Annotated in this window: 15 protein-coding genes; 2 read left to right on the forward strand and 13 right to left on the reverse strand. The window is 55.2% G+C overall.

Annotated elements, in window-relative coordinates:
* Nucleotides 1–54 precede the first annotated feature (54 nt).
* Nucleotides 55–699 (reverse strand): thioredoxin domain-containing protein, encoded by a 645-nt coding sequence (locus QMX91_RS03170; protein WP_042561909.1) that lies wholly within the window; start codon nt 697–699, stop codon nt 55–57.
* Nucleotides 696–1,136: a disulfide bond formation protein B gene (locus QMX91_RS03175; RefSeq protein WP_042561910.1), complete on the reverse strand. Its 441-nt coding sequence runs from the start codon at nt 1,134–1,136 to the stop codon at nt 696–698. Before QMX91_RS03175 ends, QMX91_RS03170 begins: the two co-directional genes overlap by 4 nt.
* Nucleotides 1,137–1,231: 95 nt before the next feature.
* On the opposite strand from QMX91_RS03175, the gene QMX91_RS03180 reads away from it, so the two are divergent.
* Nucleotides 1,232–1,639 (forward strand): helix-turn-helix domain-containing protein, encoded by a 408-nt coding sequence (locus QMX91_RS03180; protein WP_042562261.1) that lies wholly within the window; start codon nt 1,232–1,234, stop codon nt 1,637–1,639.
* A gap of 288 nt (nt 1,640–1,927) precedes the next feature.
* On the opposite strand, the gene QMX91_RS03185 is transcribed toward QMX91_RS03180, so the two are convergent.
* A complete protein-coding gene (locus QMX91_RS03185; protein WP_080963325.1) occupies nt 1,928–2,560 on the reverse strand; it encodes an antitoxin Xre/MbcA/ParS toxin-binding domain-containing protein in 633 nt (210 codons plus the stop codon).
* Between the two features lie 227 nt (nt 2,561–2,787).
* Here QMX91_RS03185 and QMX91_RS03190 point away from each other — a divergent pair, with 227 nt between their 5' ends.
* Nucleotides 2,788–3,336, forward strand: a complete 549-nt coding sequence (locus QMX91_RS03190; RefSeq protein ID WP_158830536.1) for a 3'-5' exonuclease — start codon at nt 2,788–2,790, stop codon at nt 3,334–3,336.
* A gap of 28 nt (nt 3,337–3,364) precedes the next feature.
* Here the strand turns inward: QMX91_RS03190 and QMX91_RS03195 are convergent, their stop codons facing one another.
* The 10 genes from QMX91_RS03195 to copC all read right to left on the reverse strand — a co-directional run bounded on the left by QMX91_RS03195 (nt 3,365) and on the right by copC (nt 16,100).
* Entirely contained in the window at nt 3,365–3,847 is a 483-nt protein-coding gene (locus QMX91_RS03195) for a Mov34/MPN/PAD-1 family protein (RefSeq protein WP_034115605.1), read from the reverse strand.
* Nucleotides 3,844–5,628: a ThiF family adenylyltransferase gene (locus QMX91_RS03200; RefSeq protein ID WP_086794037.1), complete on the reverse strand. Its 1,785-nt coding sequence runs from the start codon at nt 5,626–5,628 to the stop codon at nt 3,844–3,846. Before QMX91_RS03200 ends, QMX91_RS03195 begins: the two co-directional genes overlap by 4 nt.
* Nucleotides 5,612–6,862, reverse strand: a complete 1,251-nt coding sequence (locus QMX91_RS03205) for a nucleotidyltransferase (protein ID WP_158830535.1) — start codon at nt 6,860–6,862, stop codon at nt 5,612–5,614. Before QMX91_RS03205 ends, QMX91_RS03200 begins: the two co-directional genes overlap by 17 nt.
* A complete protein-coding gene (locus QMX91_RS03210; protein WP_060480363.1) occupies nt 6,863–8,029 on the reverse strand; it encodes an SAVED domain-containing protein in 1,167 nt (388 codons plus the stop codon).
* Nucleotides 8,030–8,381: 352 nt separating this feature from the next.
* Nucleotides 8,382–11,525 carry an efflux RND transporter permease subunit gene (locus QMX91_RS03215; RefSeq protein WP_034115513.1) on the reverse strand — a complete coding sequence of 1,048 codons (3,144 nt, stop codon included), beginning with the start codon at nt 11,523–11,525 and terminating at the stop codon, nt 8,382–8,384.
* Nucleotides 11,522–13,006 carry an efflux RND transporter periplasmic adaptor subunit gene (locus QMX91_RS03220; RefSeq protein ID WP_034115514.1) on the reverse strand — a complete coding sequence of 495 codons (1,485 nt, stop codon included), beginning with the start codon at nt 13,004–13,006 and terminating at the stop codon, nt 11,522–11,524. The genes QMX91_RS03215 and QMX91_RS03220 overlap by 4 nt, the downstream gene beginning before the upstream one ends.
* Complete coding sequence (locus tag QMX91_RS03225) at nt 13,003–14,259, reverse strand: TolC family protein (protein ID WP_034115515.1); 1,257 nt, start codon at nt 14,257–14,259, stop codon at nt 13,003–13,005. The genes QMX91_RS03220 and QMX91_RS03225 overlap by 4 nt, the downstream gene beginning before the upstream one ends.
* A 100-nt stretch (nt 14,260–14,359) precedes the next feature.
* Nucleotides 14,360–14,701 carry a hypothetical protein gene (locus QMX91_RS03230; protein ID WP_074759366.1) on the reverse strand — a complete coding sequence of 114 codons (342 nt, stop codon included), beginning with the start codon at nt 14,699–14,701 and terminating at the stop codon, nt 14,360–14,362.
* A gap of 73 nt (nt 14,702–14,774) precedes the next feature.
* Nucleotides 14,775–15,713, reverse strand: coding sequence for a copper homeostasis membrane protein CopD (copD, locus tag QMX91_RS03235; protein ID WP_158830534.1), 939 nt, complete (start codon nt 15,711–15,713; stop codon nt 14,775–14,777).
* Nucleotides 15,714–15,716: 3 nt separating this feature from the next.
* A complete protein-coding gene (gene copC / locus QMX91_RS03240; RefSeq protein ID WP_074759363.1) occupies nt 15,717–16,100 on the reverse strand; it encodes a copper homeostasis periplasmic binding protein CopC in 384 nt (127 codons plus the stop codon).
* Nucleotides 16,101–16,457 lie beyond the last annotated feature (357 nt).

Here is a 16,457-nt window from a genome sequence, read left to right on the forward strand (position 1 = left end):
CGGATTGTCGAGCCCGGTGAGCTTTTTTCATTCCGCATTCCGCACGCGCCCTTATTAACGAGCTTGGTTGATTTCGCTCCAAATCAGATCGTAGAGCTGTTGAGCGCCGAAGTTAGTCAGGGGTTTACCGTTAACGAAAAATGTCGGTGTTCCCTTCACACCTACAGTTTTGGCATCAGCGGCATCTCTTTCTATCGTGGCGGTGATCTCCGGCGACATCATGTCCTCACGAGCCTTAGCCACGTCCAAGCCCGCTTGGGCCGCTACGTCCCAAGCTGCTGATGCTTTCGCATCGTCATGCCACTGCGGTTGAGCAGCGAGGACAGCTTCAAGTACCGGCACAAAAACACCCTGCTTACGTGAAGCCTCGAGCAGACGTATGGCTTCTTCAGACCCTACGTGAAGCTTCACATAGCGCAGCACTAAGCGAACATCGCCTGGGTGTTGTGACATCATCTTTTTGACGATAGGGTAGAAGGCACGGCAGCTTTCACAAGATGGATCGAAGAATTCTACGATTGTCACCGGGGCGTCGGCAGGGCCGAAGCTTGGTGAGTTAAACCGCACTAGCGCGCTGGTTTGCGGTACAGGTGCTGTAGCCTGGGGCACAGTGGCAGCACGATTGTAGAAAAATGCTGCGACGGCAAAGCCTACGATGGCTAGCACGCTGATGGAGAGGACGACGGCGCGTCTGCTCATACGGTAAATCTCCGACGGATAAGAACGAGAAAAATGATCAGCAGGCTGAACACGCCCAGCGATAAAAGTGGCAGCGGAACACCACTGAGGATGGTCATGTCGGCACCGGAGCAGGAAGGGCCGGCCCCGCAAGGTTTGATGCTTTCAGGAATCAGTCCGAAATAAAGCAGGTTGTGATACAGAGCGATGAGCCAACCCATGACTGCTAATGGCAGTGCATAGCGCCAAACACCGGTGTCCGATAAACAGCAGGCGACGCCCAATACCAGGACGAGTGGAAACATGAAGGCTCGTTGAAACCAACAGAGCACACAGGGCAGTTGCCCCATGACTTCACCAACGAATAGCACGGCGATTGTTGATACCAGAGCAAGCAACCAGGCACAGAGCAACAGCGCCCAAGCTCCGGATTGATGTTGTTTTAAGGGGGCTTCCATAGGATTCAGTCCACTTTTCTATTGAGCGCACGCAGATTTGCTTATCGCCTAAGGCGCGTAGAATGAAGATTCTAGCAACTATAAGGTCAAGCGAAATGAGTTCGACCAAATACACAGTCGGTGATCTGGCGAAGGCGACTGATACCAAAGCGGTGACCATCCGCTATTACGAGCAGGTCGGCCTCCTGCCTTCTGCAGGGCGTTCAGCATCAGGCTATCGCTTCTACACCGACGAGGAGCGCGACCGTCTATTGTTCATCCGACGTAGCCGCACACTGGGCTTCAGCCTTGACGATGTTCGAGAGTTGCTGGGCTTTGCGGATAACCGCGACGCTTCCTGCGCCAGGGTGGACGCAAAAATCGAGGGGCAGTTAGAGCAGGTTCGAATGCGCATCCGAGACCTGCAAGGCTTGGAGGTGGAGTTGGAGCGTTTGATTGCTTGTTGCGAGGGCGGCGTGATCGAGCAGTGCCGTATTATCGAGTCGATGTCCAATCCCCGTTAAGGATGCTAACCGGCCACCCCACAATTTTGGCGGGAGTCCTGTTGAATGAACTGATCATTTATATCGACTATGTGGTGGTTTCGACTCCGTCTTGGCGGTATCAAGAGTCGCAGGTGCAATGACGTAACGCACGCCGTTGAGGGATGAACCAACGCTTGGGCTTTGATGCCTATACCGGCTAGAGCGTTTGCGTTGATCATAGTGATTGACTCTCAGATTCAGTGATAGTCATAGAAGTGGGCATGCTGCTGCCCGTTATTTCCGTCCACACTGTTAACTGTGGCAGGATTAAAATGACATGCCTTCAGACACCTGAATCAGCATTTCTTCAACTAGATGTGTGCCGTGAGACGTAGTGACCATTGCCAGTGGGCTTTTTCCCAAAAAACGGGCTTTGGGTTTGGAAAGCCATTGTTTGGCCTTCCCTTCGTCCCCGAACATGATCTCGGCCATGGCGGTAATGTGTGCGAACCGGAACAGGCGATCGCTCTCATCCGACGTTAAAAGCTGATCGCTTGCCAATTTTGTTTTGAGCGTTTTGGGGTGAATGATTATGTCGCGTTCTTGCGGATTTACGGTGCCATCAGCACAAAGCGATGAAATCAGGCCGGCCGAAAAGCCAGCTACTATCATGTCGTGAATGTCTTGATCCGAAGCGTTGGAAGGGATATGGAGATACGCAGCCAACCGCTTGCGGTAAGCATGATAGGCATCCTCACGCAGGACTCCAGCAAACATCGGCCGTACTGATATTGCACTGTTCATGGGCGTCAGCACTAATGTGCCATTCGCTATCGTTAGCTCTAAATGATCACCAACACCTAACCCCATTTGGTCAAGCAACTCTGGAGGTAGGTCAATGATGATGTCGCCAGTACCGTCCTCAGTATTCTGGCACTTGACTATCCAATGCTCGCTCATGATTGTCCGGCCCTCATCCGCGACTAGAGAATGACACACATCATTATGCTCGGGCGCAGAGCTGACCAAAGGAACGTGCACTCCTCCAGTAGACATGCACTGCCGCTGCTCGAACGCCGGATAGCGAGTGCAACAGCAAAAAATGGGGCAATGGCTTTGCCGCCTTTCCACCGTCACATGGTTACGAGCTTGAGCGTGATCTGGCAACTACACGAAAAGGATATGACATGAACCCTGATGAGCTTTATGTTTCCGTCGACGTCGAGACTTCTGGACCTATACCAGGCGAATACAGCCTGCTTTCCATTGGAGCTTGCCTTGTAGATCAACCTGCCACGTCCATCTATCTTGAACTACGACCTGACAGTCCAAAACACGACCCAGAAGCACTGGCAGTATCGGGGCTGAGTCTGGAGAAGCTGGAGCGCGAAGGACTCACTCCGCAACAGGCGATGCTGACATTTGGTGAATGGCTGAAATCGTCCTGCCAAACGGGGCAAAAGGTCATTTTCGTAGGACTCAATGCGCCGTTTGACTGGTCATTCGTCAATTACTACTTCCACAAATACCTGGAAACCAACCCCTTTGGTTTTACCGCCATCGACATGAAGGCCTACTTTATGGGCGCTTTAGGTTGCAGCTGGCAGGAAACAAAATCATCCAAGATGACCGCTGCGCTGAAGCCACTCAGCGAGCCGAACCATAACGCATTGGATGATGCCCGCTTTCAGGCAGAGCTCTTCGCCCTGATGCTAGCGGGTAAAGATAAACGCTGACCTGCCTTCCACCTCACGGACTTAAAGCTCATCTGACCCAGGCTGCCTCAACATATCGGCCGTCCCTGAACGACCACGCCTTGATACCTTCAGGTTTTTCGGACTTGCCGACAATAACGGCTATCGGGTGCGGCAAATCCTGCGTGTAACGTGCAGCAAATTTGGAGAAACTTCCGATATCTGCCGGAGAGATCACCGGAACGGATTGGGGGTGTGTATGCCAGTAGCCCACCAGACGTAACCCTTGTTCGTTGGCAGCCCTGATCTCCTGACGGCACCGCTCCGCATCCAACTCTAGCCAAGACCAACCTGACCGATCGGCGCGATGAGGCACCGTGGCCAAGGCCAACAGCAGACCTTTCGGATCAACCGGATTGACGAATAACTGTCCCCCTCGCTCCACGCCAAAAAGGCCCTGCCGATGACTATCGAAGATGTTCGCGACAGCTTGGGACACCAATAGCTCGGTATTCACCTCCGGCCATCGCCAGCGCCATGCGATATCCGTCATACCATTTCATCCTTATGTTCCGGCCATCCGCGCTCGAGTAGGAGTTGCTGCGCCCCCTCTGGAAGTTTGGGCCCATGGTATTGGCCTCCTAGGCTCGGCACATCTTCAGGCCTGTAGATACTGCTGACCCAAGATGCAGTGGTGATGTTGCAGGTCAATGCACGTAAAGCCGTGTGCGACACCATAGAGGCGATATTGGTCATCCCCAGCGATCCGCCTGGAATAAAGCTCTCCCCACAAGCGGGCAGTGGAACCACACCTCCTCCCGGCCACTCGGTAAACTTATGAAGAAAATCGCCGATGTCCGTGAATAAATGACGGCCATCAAAGGTACCGGCTGGTGCGAATAGCGCGTGGCCTACCTGGGTATACGGTTCGCTCCAGGCTTGTAAAAGTCCCCAAGAAACGCCGCTGGATTTGGCTCGCCATACAGTGACCTCCGACTGCCAGTCCGCTGTCGTAATCACCACAAGATCTGCGTTATCGAACACTTCTGGTTTGCTGCTCATAACTACTTCGGCGAAAGTCGAATAAGCGGTGCATTCTGTAGTCGGAAGATCTAACAGAATCTTGTCCCTCAACGCTGAGGCTTTCAGCCTCCCTAGGCTATCCGCTCCCAGAACGTGCCTACCCAGATTGGCTGACACCAGAGTGTCAGGGTCGATGAGGGTAAGGTGGCCGACACCGGAGCGTGCCAGTTGTATTGCCACCGCACTGCCTAACGAGCCAACGCCAACACAAACGACCCGAGCATTTTCAAGGTGCTTTGCAGTGCCGCTTATATCGCGGGACAGAATGGACGCACGATCAAGCACGTCTAGGGCAGTTGCGCGGACAAGTGCCGGAGGATGTGCATTTGCGATGGCTGGCCGGCGGCGCGCTGTGCGCAAGCCAAACTTTGCCCCCCGCTCTTGCTGTACGCCAAGCGAGCGCACATTGAGGCAATAAGTTGGAGCATCCGTCCCCCCAGGAAGCTCCAGGACAATCCATCGACTCGCCAACGTTCCATGCAGCTCAAACCATGCCAGCAATTGCTCGGCATCGTCTGGTTGAAGGTGTGGCGTGAGCCACAGCAATAAATCTTCTGGATCCGGGGTGCGGATATCCGGATAAGTCTGAAGCTTAACGTAAAAACCAGGAGTTTCGGCCGCGCGAATGACAGCGGAGCGCCCGACAACCCGTCGGTAATGCCCTTTGAGTGCAGCTATGTTCGATGCTAGCCAAACCGTTTCCTGACCGGATGGCACAGCCCGGCGCGGATCGCTGAGAGCAAACAACTGCGAGGCAGCCTGAGGTCGATCCAAAAGTAAAAGGTTCTGGTACGACTGTCCGTGCTGAAAAGACCAGTAGGTAGTGATCTCATTCTGAAATTCGATATCGCGCGCTGCCTGACTTGATCCCATCTTGGACAACGAAACGATCTGGGCCAAGCGAGCAAGGCTGTCCTCTACCACGACCTCCGGGGAGCCCATAATGGGGCGTTCCTGAAAGCCATGAAGGCAAAGCCCCGACTTAGTGGCATGCGGCCAAACCAGCCATGGAGAAGGTTCGACGTTCAGCCGCAAGAGCCCACGGGGAAAGTTGGAGGGGAAACCAATACGCAGTCGCCGCTCCTGCCCCGTGTAATCGATGGGCAAGGGGAAGTGAAAGCACGCCGCTTCGTCAGCCCGCATGGGTGCGGGCTGGAGCAATGCATCAGCTGCATCCTGACCTAGGGTATCTCGCAGTGCGGCGATTCCGCGCTGCAATGGCGTCTTAAGAGGATCAGCCAAGGCGTCCAACTGGCTTTACGCTCGACTGAGAGGTTCCGCCACCGCTGGCCCCTCCGAAGAGCGAACCCATCGAAGCAGAGTTTCGAGTAGTGCCATCCGGTCGGCCAGGCATCGTCCAATTCGCAGGGATTTCATTGTTTACTGTTGTGATGAACGCCGGCGCAATACCGAAGTTCTTTTTCACTGCCTCGGCAAAAGAATCATTGGATTCAAAACTTTCCAAACCTAATGACACAGAAGCACTGGCGTCCGCATGCCATTTGGAAAATGCTTGACGATAGCCTTGCCCCTCACCCGGTCGATTCCACTTCTCTGCAAAGTTTTCGCCGTTATCGGCAGGGTTGCAGACAAAGCAATCGCTACCTCTATACGCAATGTGCTGCGGTATTCTGCGAACGATTTCCAAAATTGCATCGAGCGGTGCCAATGGCTTTGACTGGGACTCTTTCACGACATCCAGGTATGCGTGAGTGGCCAGGGTCGTAATGACCGCAGAAATTGGGCGAGTATCAGCGCTTTTTGTCTTGATAGCCCATTCATCGCGATGCCGCTTCAGCAGCTTTATGGTCGCGCGCAGGGGATCTTGATCGATGTAATCCTGATAGTGCGGCAAAGGATCTTGTGTCGCGGCATCAAGCATTCTCTGGCTTTTGGCAATCACCAAGCTTTCCAGAAAGATTTCCTGGGCGGAAGCGACCTGCAACCAATTCGAGTAAGGAATAGGGCTGCTTGCTTTCCACCCTGTGACCCGATCCGGAACCTCCAGCTTACCCTCGCCGTTTGCTTCGCCATTTCCGTTGATCGCGCGTGCAGGTGTGACGTCGATGTGGAAGCCTGGATTTTCGTCGGCATAAACGATGCGGATGCCCCGACGTAATTGTTTAACTTCTTCCTGAACGCGGGAGCCTTCCCTAAAACGCTGCTCAATCGCCTCTAGAACTTCCTTCGCACTAGCGCCTTGAGCGTGAGGGAGCCAGATAATCGCGTCCGCATCAATGGTGTCCAGATCCGCAGGCGCGCCGGGGATTGGCTTGATGGTCGTTTTCAGCCGCATCGAGCCTTGAACGAAGATATGGGCCTCAGCGAGCAGCGGGTTGTCGGAAGCCGAGAGGATTTTTTCCAGTTGGGAGTAGCGGTCATTTATTTTTTCGTACTGCGCTTCCGACAGCGAGATTTCCCGCGCGGCGCGAAGCAGAAAATATTCCCAACTGCTGCGCTTGGTCTGTTCGTTGCTCAATAGCATTTACCTAGCCTCCTGGGCCACCGAGCCCAATTGCAGTGTTTGCGTAAACCGATCCTGGTTTTCTTTGTCCCGATCGAAGATCAGGTACGTATGTTGATGCTGCGTTGTGAGCAACGCGCCAAACTCGATGGCCAATGCCGCAGGAATAGCGGCGAAGACGTGGATAGGGTCAGGAGTCAGAGCTTCAAGCTGACTCAGTCGTATTTGAAGTGCGTCGCGAAAGGCATGAATCACTCGACGGTTCTGTACCATCGCATAGCTTGGTTCTGGGATCGACAGCTCTGCAATACGTGCACCCGGCAGAGCGTCGGTCACGTCGCGAACTGGGACTTGCGCAGAAATGGAGAGCACCAGCGCCAGTGGCCCGTCGCCTTCGGGGGGAGGTGTAAACAAAAAAACGGGCGGCTCAGCGGACTGATCGGGCCAGCGCAAACGATGTTCGCGGTGAAAGGAGAAGATCAAGCGCTTGGAACGGTCGCCGATACTCTGGCCCAGCATCATCAAAGCCGGGATGTCGGCCAAGCCGACTACTGCCAGCGCGGGCGAGTCGCCGTAGGTACCGCCGCGACGCTTGAGTTGCTGTTCCAGCTCATACTGGATGCTGTCTTTGACGTTCAGCCAATAGGTAGTGTCGCGGCCGCGTGGTCCTGGCGCAGGGAAAGTGATTTTGATGCCTTGATCGAAGGCGGTTAATCCCTCGGCGGACATCGCAGTCAACAGATCGCGAACGGGAATATCGTTGATTGTCTGAAAATGCTGACTTTGGACGATGAGAGGAATGGCTCTACCACCATCGGGGGTCGTTGCGGCGAGTCGGATGCGTTCCAGGTACGCTTGGTGTAAACCACTCAAATCATTTTCAGGATACCCATCTGCGTCACGATCAATTTTGTCATGACAACCTGGGCACAGGAGCATCAGATTAGCGGTATCGTTTGTGTGCGCCTCAGCATCATGATCCGCGCGTCCCCGAGGGCCTTTGGGACTGGCGGGCAGAATATGCGCCACTTCGCCCCATCTCATTGGCTTGCCGGCACGATAGTCGAACGTCAGATCCGTACCGCACAGTTCACAATGACCAGCGGTCTGTGTCCATACGATCCGCTTCGTCTCATCATTTGTGTTGAAGCGCCCGCTTGCGGGCTTAGCGTCTTCTTGTTCTGCCATTCCGACCTACCCCCGAGAAACATCCATGATTGAAAACGATGATGGCAAGATAAGATCATATTAAGGTCATTTGCCTCAATTTCAAGAGAGATATGAGGGTGACGAATGCTGAGTCGGCTTTGAGCCAGAATGCTCTTGGCCCATCGAAACGCAGTGGTGGCAGCGTTCGTTTTCTGGCAAGTGCTGGTGGGTTAATGGCACTGACCACAGCGTATGTATCGAAATTAGCGAGTTTATGCAAAAGACATAAACTCGCTAATTTCAATACACATCGCGCACAGGCCTGATGAAAACGAGCTGTGCAGCTCAAACGAGGCTGCAAGAGCAGCCCCTTTTGTGCATTTTCTCCGCGTCAGTCCCTGCCAAGCTCAGCGGATAGGTTTCGACGGCGCATGAGCTGATAGGCAGCCGGAATCACAAACAGCGACAGCAAAGGCGCCGTGACCATACCGCCAATCATCGGGGCGGCAATGCGGCTCATTACCTCGCTGCCGGTACCGCTTCCCAAAAGTATAGGTAACAAACCAGCGATAATCACCGCCACGGTCATGGCCTTGGGGCGAACGCGCTGCACAGCGCCTTCACGAATCGCGGCCATTAACCCGCGTTCTGTGTTGTCACCGAGGTCTTGACGCTCGGCCCAGGCATTTTTCAGGTAGAGCAGCATGATCACGCCAAATTCGGCAGAAACGCCGGCCAAGGCGATAAAGCCAACCCCGGTGGCAACCGACAGGTTGAATCCCAACAGATAAAGAAACCATGCACCGCCCGTGAGGGCAAATGGCAGCGTGGCCATAATCAGCAGGGCCTCGTCGAAGCGGGCAAATGTCAGGTAAAGCAGGACGAAGATGATCAGCAGCGTGGCAGGGACCACCAGTTTTAGTCGTGCGTTGGCCCTCTCAAGAAATTCGAACTGACCTGAGTAGCTCAGGCTCATGCCGGGCTGCAACTTGACCTGCTCGCTGACGAGCCGGCGCAAATCGGCGACTACGGAGGCAATATCCCGGCCGCGCACGTCGATGTACACCCAGCCTGAAGGCCGTGCGTTTTCACTTTTGAGCATCGGCGGCCCGTCGTTGACCTTGATCTTCGCCACTGTGCCAAGGGTGATCTGGCTGCCTAGCGGGGTGTAGATTGGCAACTGCTCCAAAGCGCCAAGCGAATCCCGCCATTCCCGAGGGTAACGGACGTTGATTGGGAAGCGTGCAAGCCCTTCAATGGTCTCGCCGACATTTTCACCGCCGATAGCGCCGGACACGATCGACTGCACATCGGCGATATTCAGTCCATATCGGGCGGCGGCTTTTCGGTCGATATCCACGTCGATGTAACGTCCACCGGTCAATCGCTCGGCCAGCGCCGAACTGACACCGGGTACGCTCTTGGCCACTCGCTCGACCGCCTGAGTCGCGGAATCAATCTCCGTCAGATTGGTGCCGGCAATCTTTACACCAATGGGGCTTTTGATCCCCGTAGCCAGCATATCGATTCGGTTGCGAATCGGTGGTATCCAGATATTGGTCAACCCAGGAACTCGCACGACTCGGTCCAGCTCTTCCACCAGTTTTTCCTGAGTCATGCCTGGGCGCCATTGCTCCTGTGGCTTGAACTGGATAGTGGTTTCGAACATCTCCAGCGGCGCCGGGTCGGTGGCAGTTTCGGCACGTCCCGCTTTACCGAAGACATGTTCGACCTCCGGCACGGTTTTGATGAGGCGGTCGGTCTGTTGCAGCAGTTGGGCCGCTTTCTGTGCGGACAATCCAGGCAGAGCCGAAGGCATATAGAGCAGGTCGCCTTCATTCAAAGGCGGAAGAAACTCGCCACCTAAGCGCGACATTGGCCAAAGCGCACTAAAAAACACCAACGCTGCCACCAGCAGCGTGATCCTCGGTCGCCGCAGCACTGCATCCAGAGCCGGCTGGTAGATCCGAATGAGCCAGCGGTTCAGCGGATTGTTTTTTTCACTAGGAATCCGTCCTCGAATCCAATAGCCCATCAATACCGGCACCAAGGTCACTGACAATCCTGCTGCGGCGGCCATGGCGTAGGTTTTTGTGAAAGCCAGCGGGCCGAACAACCGCCCCTCTTGCGCTTGCAGGGTGAACACCGGAATGAACGAAAGGGTGATGATCAACAAACAGAAGAATAGAGCTGGTCCAACTTCAGCCGCTGCTTCGGTCATTACATGCCAATGACGCTCACCCTTCAGTTCCTCACCAGGATTGGCGACGTGCCAGGCCTCAATCTTCTTGTGTGCGTTTTCGATCATTACCACAGCAGCATCGACCATGGCGCCGATGGCGATGGCTATCCCGCCCAAGGACATGATGTTCGCGTTAATCCCTTGGTAGCGCATGACAATAAAGGCCATCAGCACACCGACCGGCAGGGAAATGATCGCCACCAGGGACGAGCGCAGGTGCCAAAGAAAGATCCCGCAAACCAATGCGACAACGATGAACTCTTCGATGAGCTTGTGGCTGAGATTTTCCACAGCACGGTCGATCAGCTTGCTGCGATCGTAGGTGGTGACGATTTCCACCCCGGCCGGCAGGCTGCTTTTCAGTTCGTCGAGTTTGGTTTTGACCGCCGCAATGGTCTCGCGAGCATTCTTACCGCTGCGCAAAATCACCACGCCGCCAACCGTCTCGCCTTCGCCGTCGAGTTCGGTGATGCCACGGCGCATCTCCGGCCCCAACTGGATCGTGGCGACATCGCCCAAGTTCACCGGCACACCGCCCGATCCCAGCTTGAGTGGGATCGCCCGAAAATCATTGAGCGTTTTCAAGTAGCCGGAAGCCCGCACAATGAACTCGGTCTCTGCCATCTCCAGCACTGCACCACCAGTTTCCTGGTTAGCCTTGCCGATCGCTTCGCTCACCTCGGCCTGCGTAATACGAAGGCTGGCCAATTTGAGCGGATCTAGCTGTACCTGGTACTGCTTGACCATGCCGCCCACAGTGGCCACTTCCGCCACATTGGGCAGGGTCTTGAGTTCAAACTTGAGAAACCAGTCCTGAAGGGCGCGTAGCTGTGCCAGATCATGCCCGCCACTGCGATCCACCAGCGCGTACTGGAAGATCCATCCTACGCCTGTCGCATCTGGCCCCAACGCCGGCTTGGCGCTGGCCGGCAAGCGGCTTTGTACTTGGCTCAAATACTCCAACACCCGCGAGCGAGCCCAGTACAAGTCAGTGCCGTCTTCGAAAAGCACATAGACAAAGCTGTCACCGAAAAAGGAATAACCACGCACCGTCTTGGCACCTGGTACTGAGAGCATGGTGGTGGCCAACGGATAGGTGACCTGGTTCTCGACAATCTGGGGTGCTTGTCCCGGATAAGGGGTGCGGATGATCACCTGCACATCGGACAAGTCTGGTAGCGCATCAATGGGCGTGCTCTGCACCGACCAAAGGCCCCAGGCCGTGATAAACAGCGTCGCCAGTAGCACCAGGAATCGGTTGGTTACTGACCAACGAATAAGGGCAGCAATCATGGCTGGCCCCCTGATTTGTCCAGACGCTCAACACGCAATCCGTCGTCGGTCTGATTCACGCCTATCCGGACCTTGTCGCCCGTTTTAAGGCCCTGCATCAGAGCGGGATTGGCGAGCGGGAACGTCATCGTCATGCCAGGCATGCCCAGCGTCTTGAAAGGGCCGTGAGCGAGAGTGACTTCCTTATCGTTGATCTCAACGATTTGCCCATCCGCTTCATGCAAACCCGCGGCAGCTGCACTGGTGGGTGAAGGTTCCTCTGATTTGGCCACGATGCCCTTAAGACTGGCCTCCGAGTCGAGCAGGAACTGGCCAGAGCTAACCACTTTCTGGCCCTCTTCCAACCCTTTCAATATGGCCGTCTTGCCATCGCCTTCCTGCCCAAGTTGCACCTCCACGGGACGATAGCGACCGGCGCCTTCAGCGAGCATCACTAGGGCACGTCGACCGGTGCGAATGACCGCCTCGCTCGGCACCCACAGCACACTTTGCTCCGTTGAGCGATTGAGGCTCACTCGTGCAGTCATACCCGGCCTTAGACGGCCTTCTGGGTTAGGTAATTCGACGCGCACGCGAAGGGTGCGACTATCGGGATTGGTTTCTGGAAGAATCGCGCTTACCACGCCATTGAGCACGACGCCTGGGAACGCGGGCAAACGCGCCTCAGCCACTTGCCCCAGCTGAATCGACCCCGATTCAGTCTCCGGGACCGCCAGAGCCAGCCAGACGTTACTCAAACCATTCACGCGTGCCAGTGTTTCGCCGGCAGCAACTGTCATACCTTCGCGCACATCGAGTTCTTGCAACACCCCACTGATGGGGCTGGTGAGGGTCAGGTTTGGTTGGACTTTGCCACTGCGCTCTACTTGAGCAATCGATGCCGCCGGCATCCCGGTGAGCCGCAAACGCTGGCGAGCCGCTGCCAGCAAGCCCGCATCGCCACTACGCTTGAGTGCGAGAAACTCCTCCTGAGCCGCAGACCACTCCGGGACAAGAATATCCGCCAAAGCGGCGTTGGCTTTAATCACATCGCCAGGAGCGCGGGCATACACACGCTCGACGAAACCCGCCGTACGGGCCTGGATGACGGCAACGTCGCGCTCGTTGAAGGTCAATACACCCACAACATCCAGACTCGAATCAAACACACCTCGACTGACAGTAGCCAGTCGCACGCCAAGATTCTGGGTCAGGCTTGGATCAATGCGAACAGTGGCGCTGTCCCCCTTGCTATCCGCGTACTGAGGGACCATCTCCATGTCCATGAAGGGCGACTTACCCGGCTTATCGAATTTCTGTTGTGGGTACATGGGGTCGTACCAATACAGAACCTTGCGATCGACTGATGGCTTCGGCTTCTGCTCCGATGCTGCATCCGGTACTGCGCTCACCCTCGGTTGGGCCAACCAGTAACCACCGGCGACTCCCAAAGCAATTGAGATGCTGACAACAAAAACCCCTTTCCATGTTCGAGAGATCATTGAGCGGACTCCCCATAGGCGAAATACAGGCGAGCGCTGGTGAGAGCACGCTGCTCTTCAACATCAATCTGCTTGAGTCGGGCTTCGATAAGCTCGCGCCGAGCGGCCACGACGGAGTTCAAATCGCCCTTGCCGGCGCGATAGCTAGCCATAGTGAGCTCGACCTTTTCTTTAGCCAAAGGGAGCAGACTGCTCTGGGATCGATGGACGGCGCGATTCAGGCGCTCATAGTCGGCCACCTGATCTTCTAGTTGCTGGGTGTGCTCGCGTGAAAGGACTTCACGCTCAGCCTCAAGCTGGTTGAGTTCCGCGTGCTTGGCTGCAATTTTGGGGTTTTGTCGTGAGTCAGGAAACAGCGGTAGATCCCATGAAAATTGCACGCTGACCATGTCGCCGAACTCTCGGCCGCGATTCTGATAGTCGACTTCCCAGCTCCAATCCGACTGTTTTTCCGCTTCGGCTTCACGGACCTTGGCTTGCGCTTCGCGGGTCATTGGTTCAAACGCTGCCAATTCTGGGTGATGTTGCAGCTTATGAGAGTAACCAGATGCGTCGACAGGCCATTCAGGCAAGCTACCCACAGGTTTGTCGTTGGCGGCCGGTCCAATCCAGCGCTTCAGGGCCGCTCGGGCCTGCGCTCTCTGGCGAATCAGATCGTCCTGCTGCTCTTCCAGTTGTGCCGCTTCCTGTTTGGGCGTTACTGCATCAGCAGGTTGAGCGCCGCCGCCGGCAATTTGTGCCCGGACGGTATCGGCCAGCAGACGGTTTTCTTTGTAGAAGTCCTGAAACAGCGTGTCTTTGCGCTCAACCGAGTAGCTGTTGATCCAGGCCAACGCCGTGGCCTGACGAACCTTTAGACGTTCGACCCGGCGCTCAGCGGCTGCGCGGTCAATGGCCGCATCAGCGACCTCGACTCGGGCTTTGCGCTTGGCGCTGTTGGGCATCTCCTGACTGACTCCGACCATTCGCATAGTCATGAAGTCCTGGTCGATGCTCCAACGATCCGGGCCCCCAATGGGGTAGTTCTGTACGCCTAGCAGCAACTTGGGATCGGGTAGTTCACCAGCGGGGATGGCCGCACTACTGGCAGCCTGAATTTTCGCGTCTTGTGCAGTCAGCGACGGCGCATTGTTTTCAGCAAGCTGCAAAGCTTCATCGAGTGTCAATGCAGCAGCGAGACTCGGCAAGGCCAGTACGCTTGCCGCCAAGATGGTCACGAGGGGCCACCCTGTGCAATAGCACTTGGATTTCATGGTCACGATTCCTGTGATGATCCACCGCGCGCCTCATGAGACATGCGCGCAGATATGCCATCCCGCATGACGCGGAATGAGGCTCAGTGTGGTACAGGAATCAAATGCGGGGAGGTCGCCATACCCCTGATGGGGTTTGCACAGGATGGGAATCTATGGAGATGGACGCTTCGAGGGGGCTAGATAGGGTCACCGGAGGCTTGACGATGGAGACTTGCAGCATGCCGCCGGTCTTGCACTCCTGGCCCGGCTTACAGGGTTTTCCGTGCTCGGTGGGACTTTTCATGTCATGGCAGCAGTCTTGGCCCATGCCGTCCATCATTGCCATGCCCATGGTTTGCATGGGGCACGGCTCTGTCGGCGCCTGAACACCCGCCATCCCGCTGAGGGGAAGCGCAAGGCTAATCAGTAAAATCAAGCAAAGCCGTAGATAGCGTGTCATGTGCTGAAGTGTAGCCAGTAGAAATGGTGCTAACAATCACGTTCCAGGCTTCTTGGTTAGGTGCCAGACACCTCTATTCCGCGCTCATTTCCATTTCAGGACTTAGCGTGCCTAACCATGCGACAAGACAGATGATGAGGATTGCCATCAGGAATTCGAATTTCATGCTGCGGCGCAAGGCATTGACCGCTACAGAGTATTGACCATTGCGAACTGAGCGCTCCAATAGCGGGCTTAAGTGAAAGCGGTTCAGCGTGGCTAAAACGATCATTCCAGCAAAGAGCAGGATCTTCAAAAACAGCAACTGACCATAGGTACTCAGCATGACCTCATCAAGGTTGGGACCGACGATGAAAAGGTAATTTACTACTCCCGTTACGCTTATGATCGCAACGACCACACCGCCGGCCGACTCAAAGCCAGTCAGCACGCGGGCAAGAATTCGTGCTTCCTCTTCACCCTTCAGTGATTTCAACCGCAGCAGTAGGGCGAAGGCCGCTAGAGCACCCAACCAGCCACCCGCCGCTAATAAATGGAAAATATCGCTGAGAAAATGCCAGTAGCGGCGGCTGCCTTCGTCCATGGCACCATGCCCTGTCCAGGCTAGCGTGGCCAACGCGATTGCTCCACAGACGGTGACGATCCAGAGGCTGGGTGTCGGAAATCGTTTATTCAACGCGACGCCCAGAATTGCCCCCACCAAGGCGGCTATCCGAACCATCCAGGTCAACCCAACATCGGTGCCCATGATGACCATTTCAAAAATGTGATGATGTAGCTCCATAAGCTCCGATACACCGCTCATTGCTTTTGCAAGCAACAACATCGCAGCAAGGGACAGAGCTACACCTGCAACAGAGGTACCGTAAAGAAGCGACTCAAAGTTCAAGACCGTGCCCGATACCCTTTCCTTTCCCTTGAGGCTGTACAAGCCAAATATGGCCAGTCCAAATAACAACATCAGGTCAAAATAGAGAGTAAAGCGAACCACGATATTTAATGAGTCGCTCATGGATCATTTCACTTTGAATGAAAAGTTGCCGGTGATCGGGTGAGTATCCGAGGACACTGCACGCCATTCAACTTTGTAGGTGCCGGTGGTCAGCGGTGCAGCCGGCGTAATCACCATAGTTTTCGGATCACCACCAGCAGCGACGGCGGCCTTTACACCCATTGGTGAGTTAGGCATGCCAGGCATGTCGGTCATGATCAGCTTTGCACCGGAGAACTGAGTGGTGAGATTCTCAGAAAAATGCAGTTCGATTTTCGACGGAGCCGCCGCATCCGAGCCTTCTGCCGGAGTGGAAGCAAGAAGTTTTGGATGTGCCTGGGCCACTGCACTCAGAAGCAAACCAGCAGTGATTGCAACCGCCACGGACGTAGTTTTAAGGAATGACATGCAAGACTCCTCACAGCAAGCGCTGTTGATTCGAGGTTTTTTGGGAGGAACTAGTTTTTAATTTCGTTAAAAACCACTGTTGATTAACTCGGAGCCCCCGTCCTCTTCGCCAAGTTGAACAGGAGAAACTCGCTAGCCCTAACGTCACAGTGCGAGAACACGATGCCACACGATCACAAACTGTTCGATTACATTTCAGTCAGCTTGATACGATGTTTGGCATCTAATCGTTGAGCGTAGCAAGGCCTGGAGAAGAGACGGCGTACCGCAGGACCGGGGAGTTCAATCACTCCGCAAATTCGCAGAGGCGTAGCTAACCGCAGAACGCCAAGACGCCGTTGATCACAAATGTTTCCT

This window comes from Pseudomonas sp. PS01299 (assembly GCF_029960145.1).
Lineage (GTDB): Bacteria > Pseudomonadota > Gammaproteobacteria > Pseudomonadales > Pseudomonadaceae > Aquipseudomonas > Aquipseudomonas putida_A.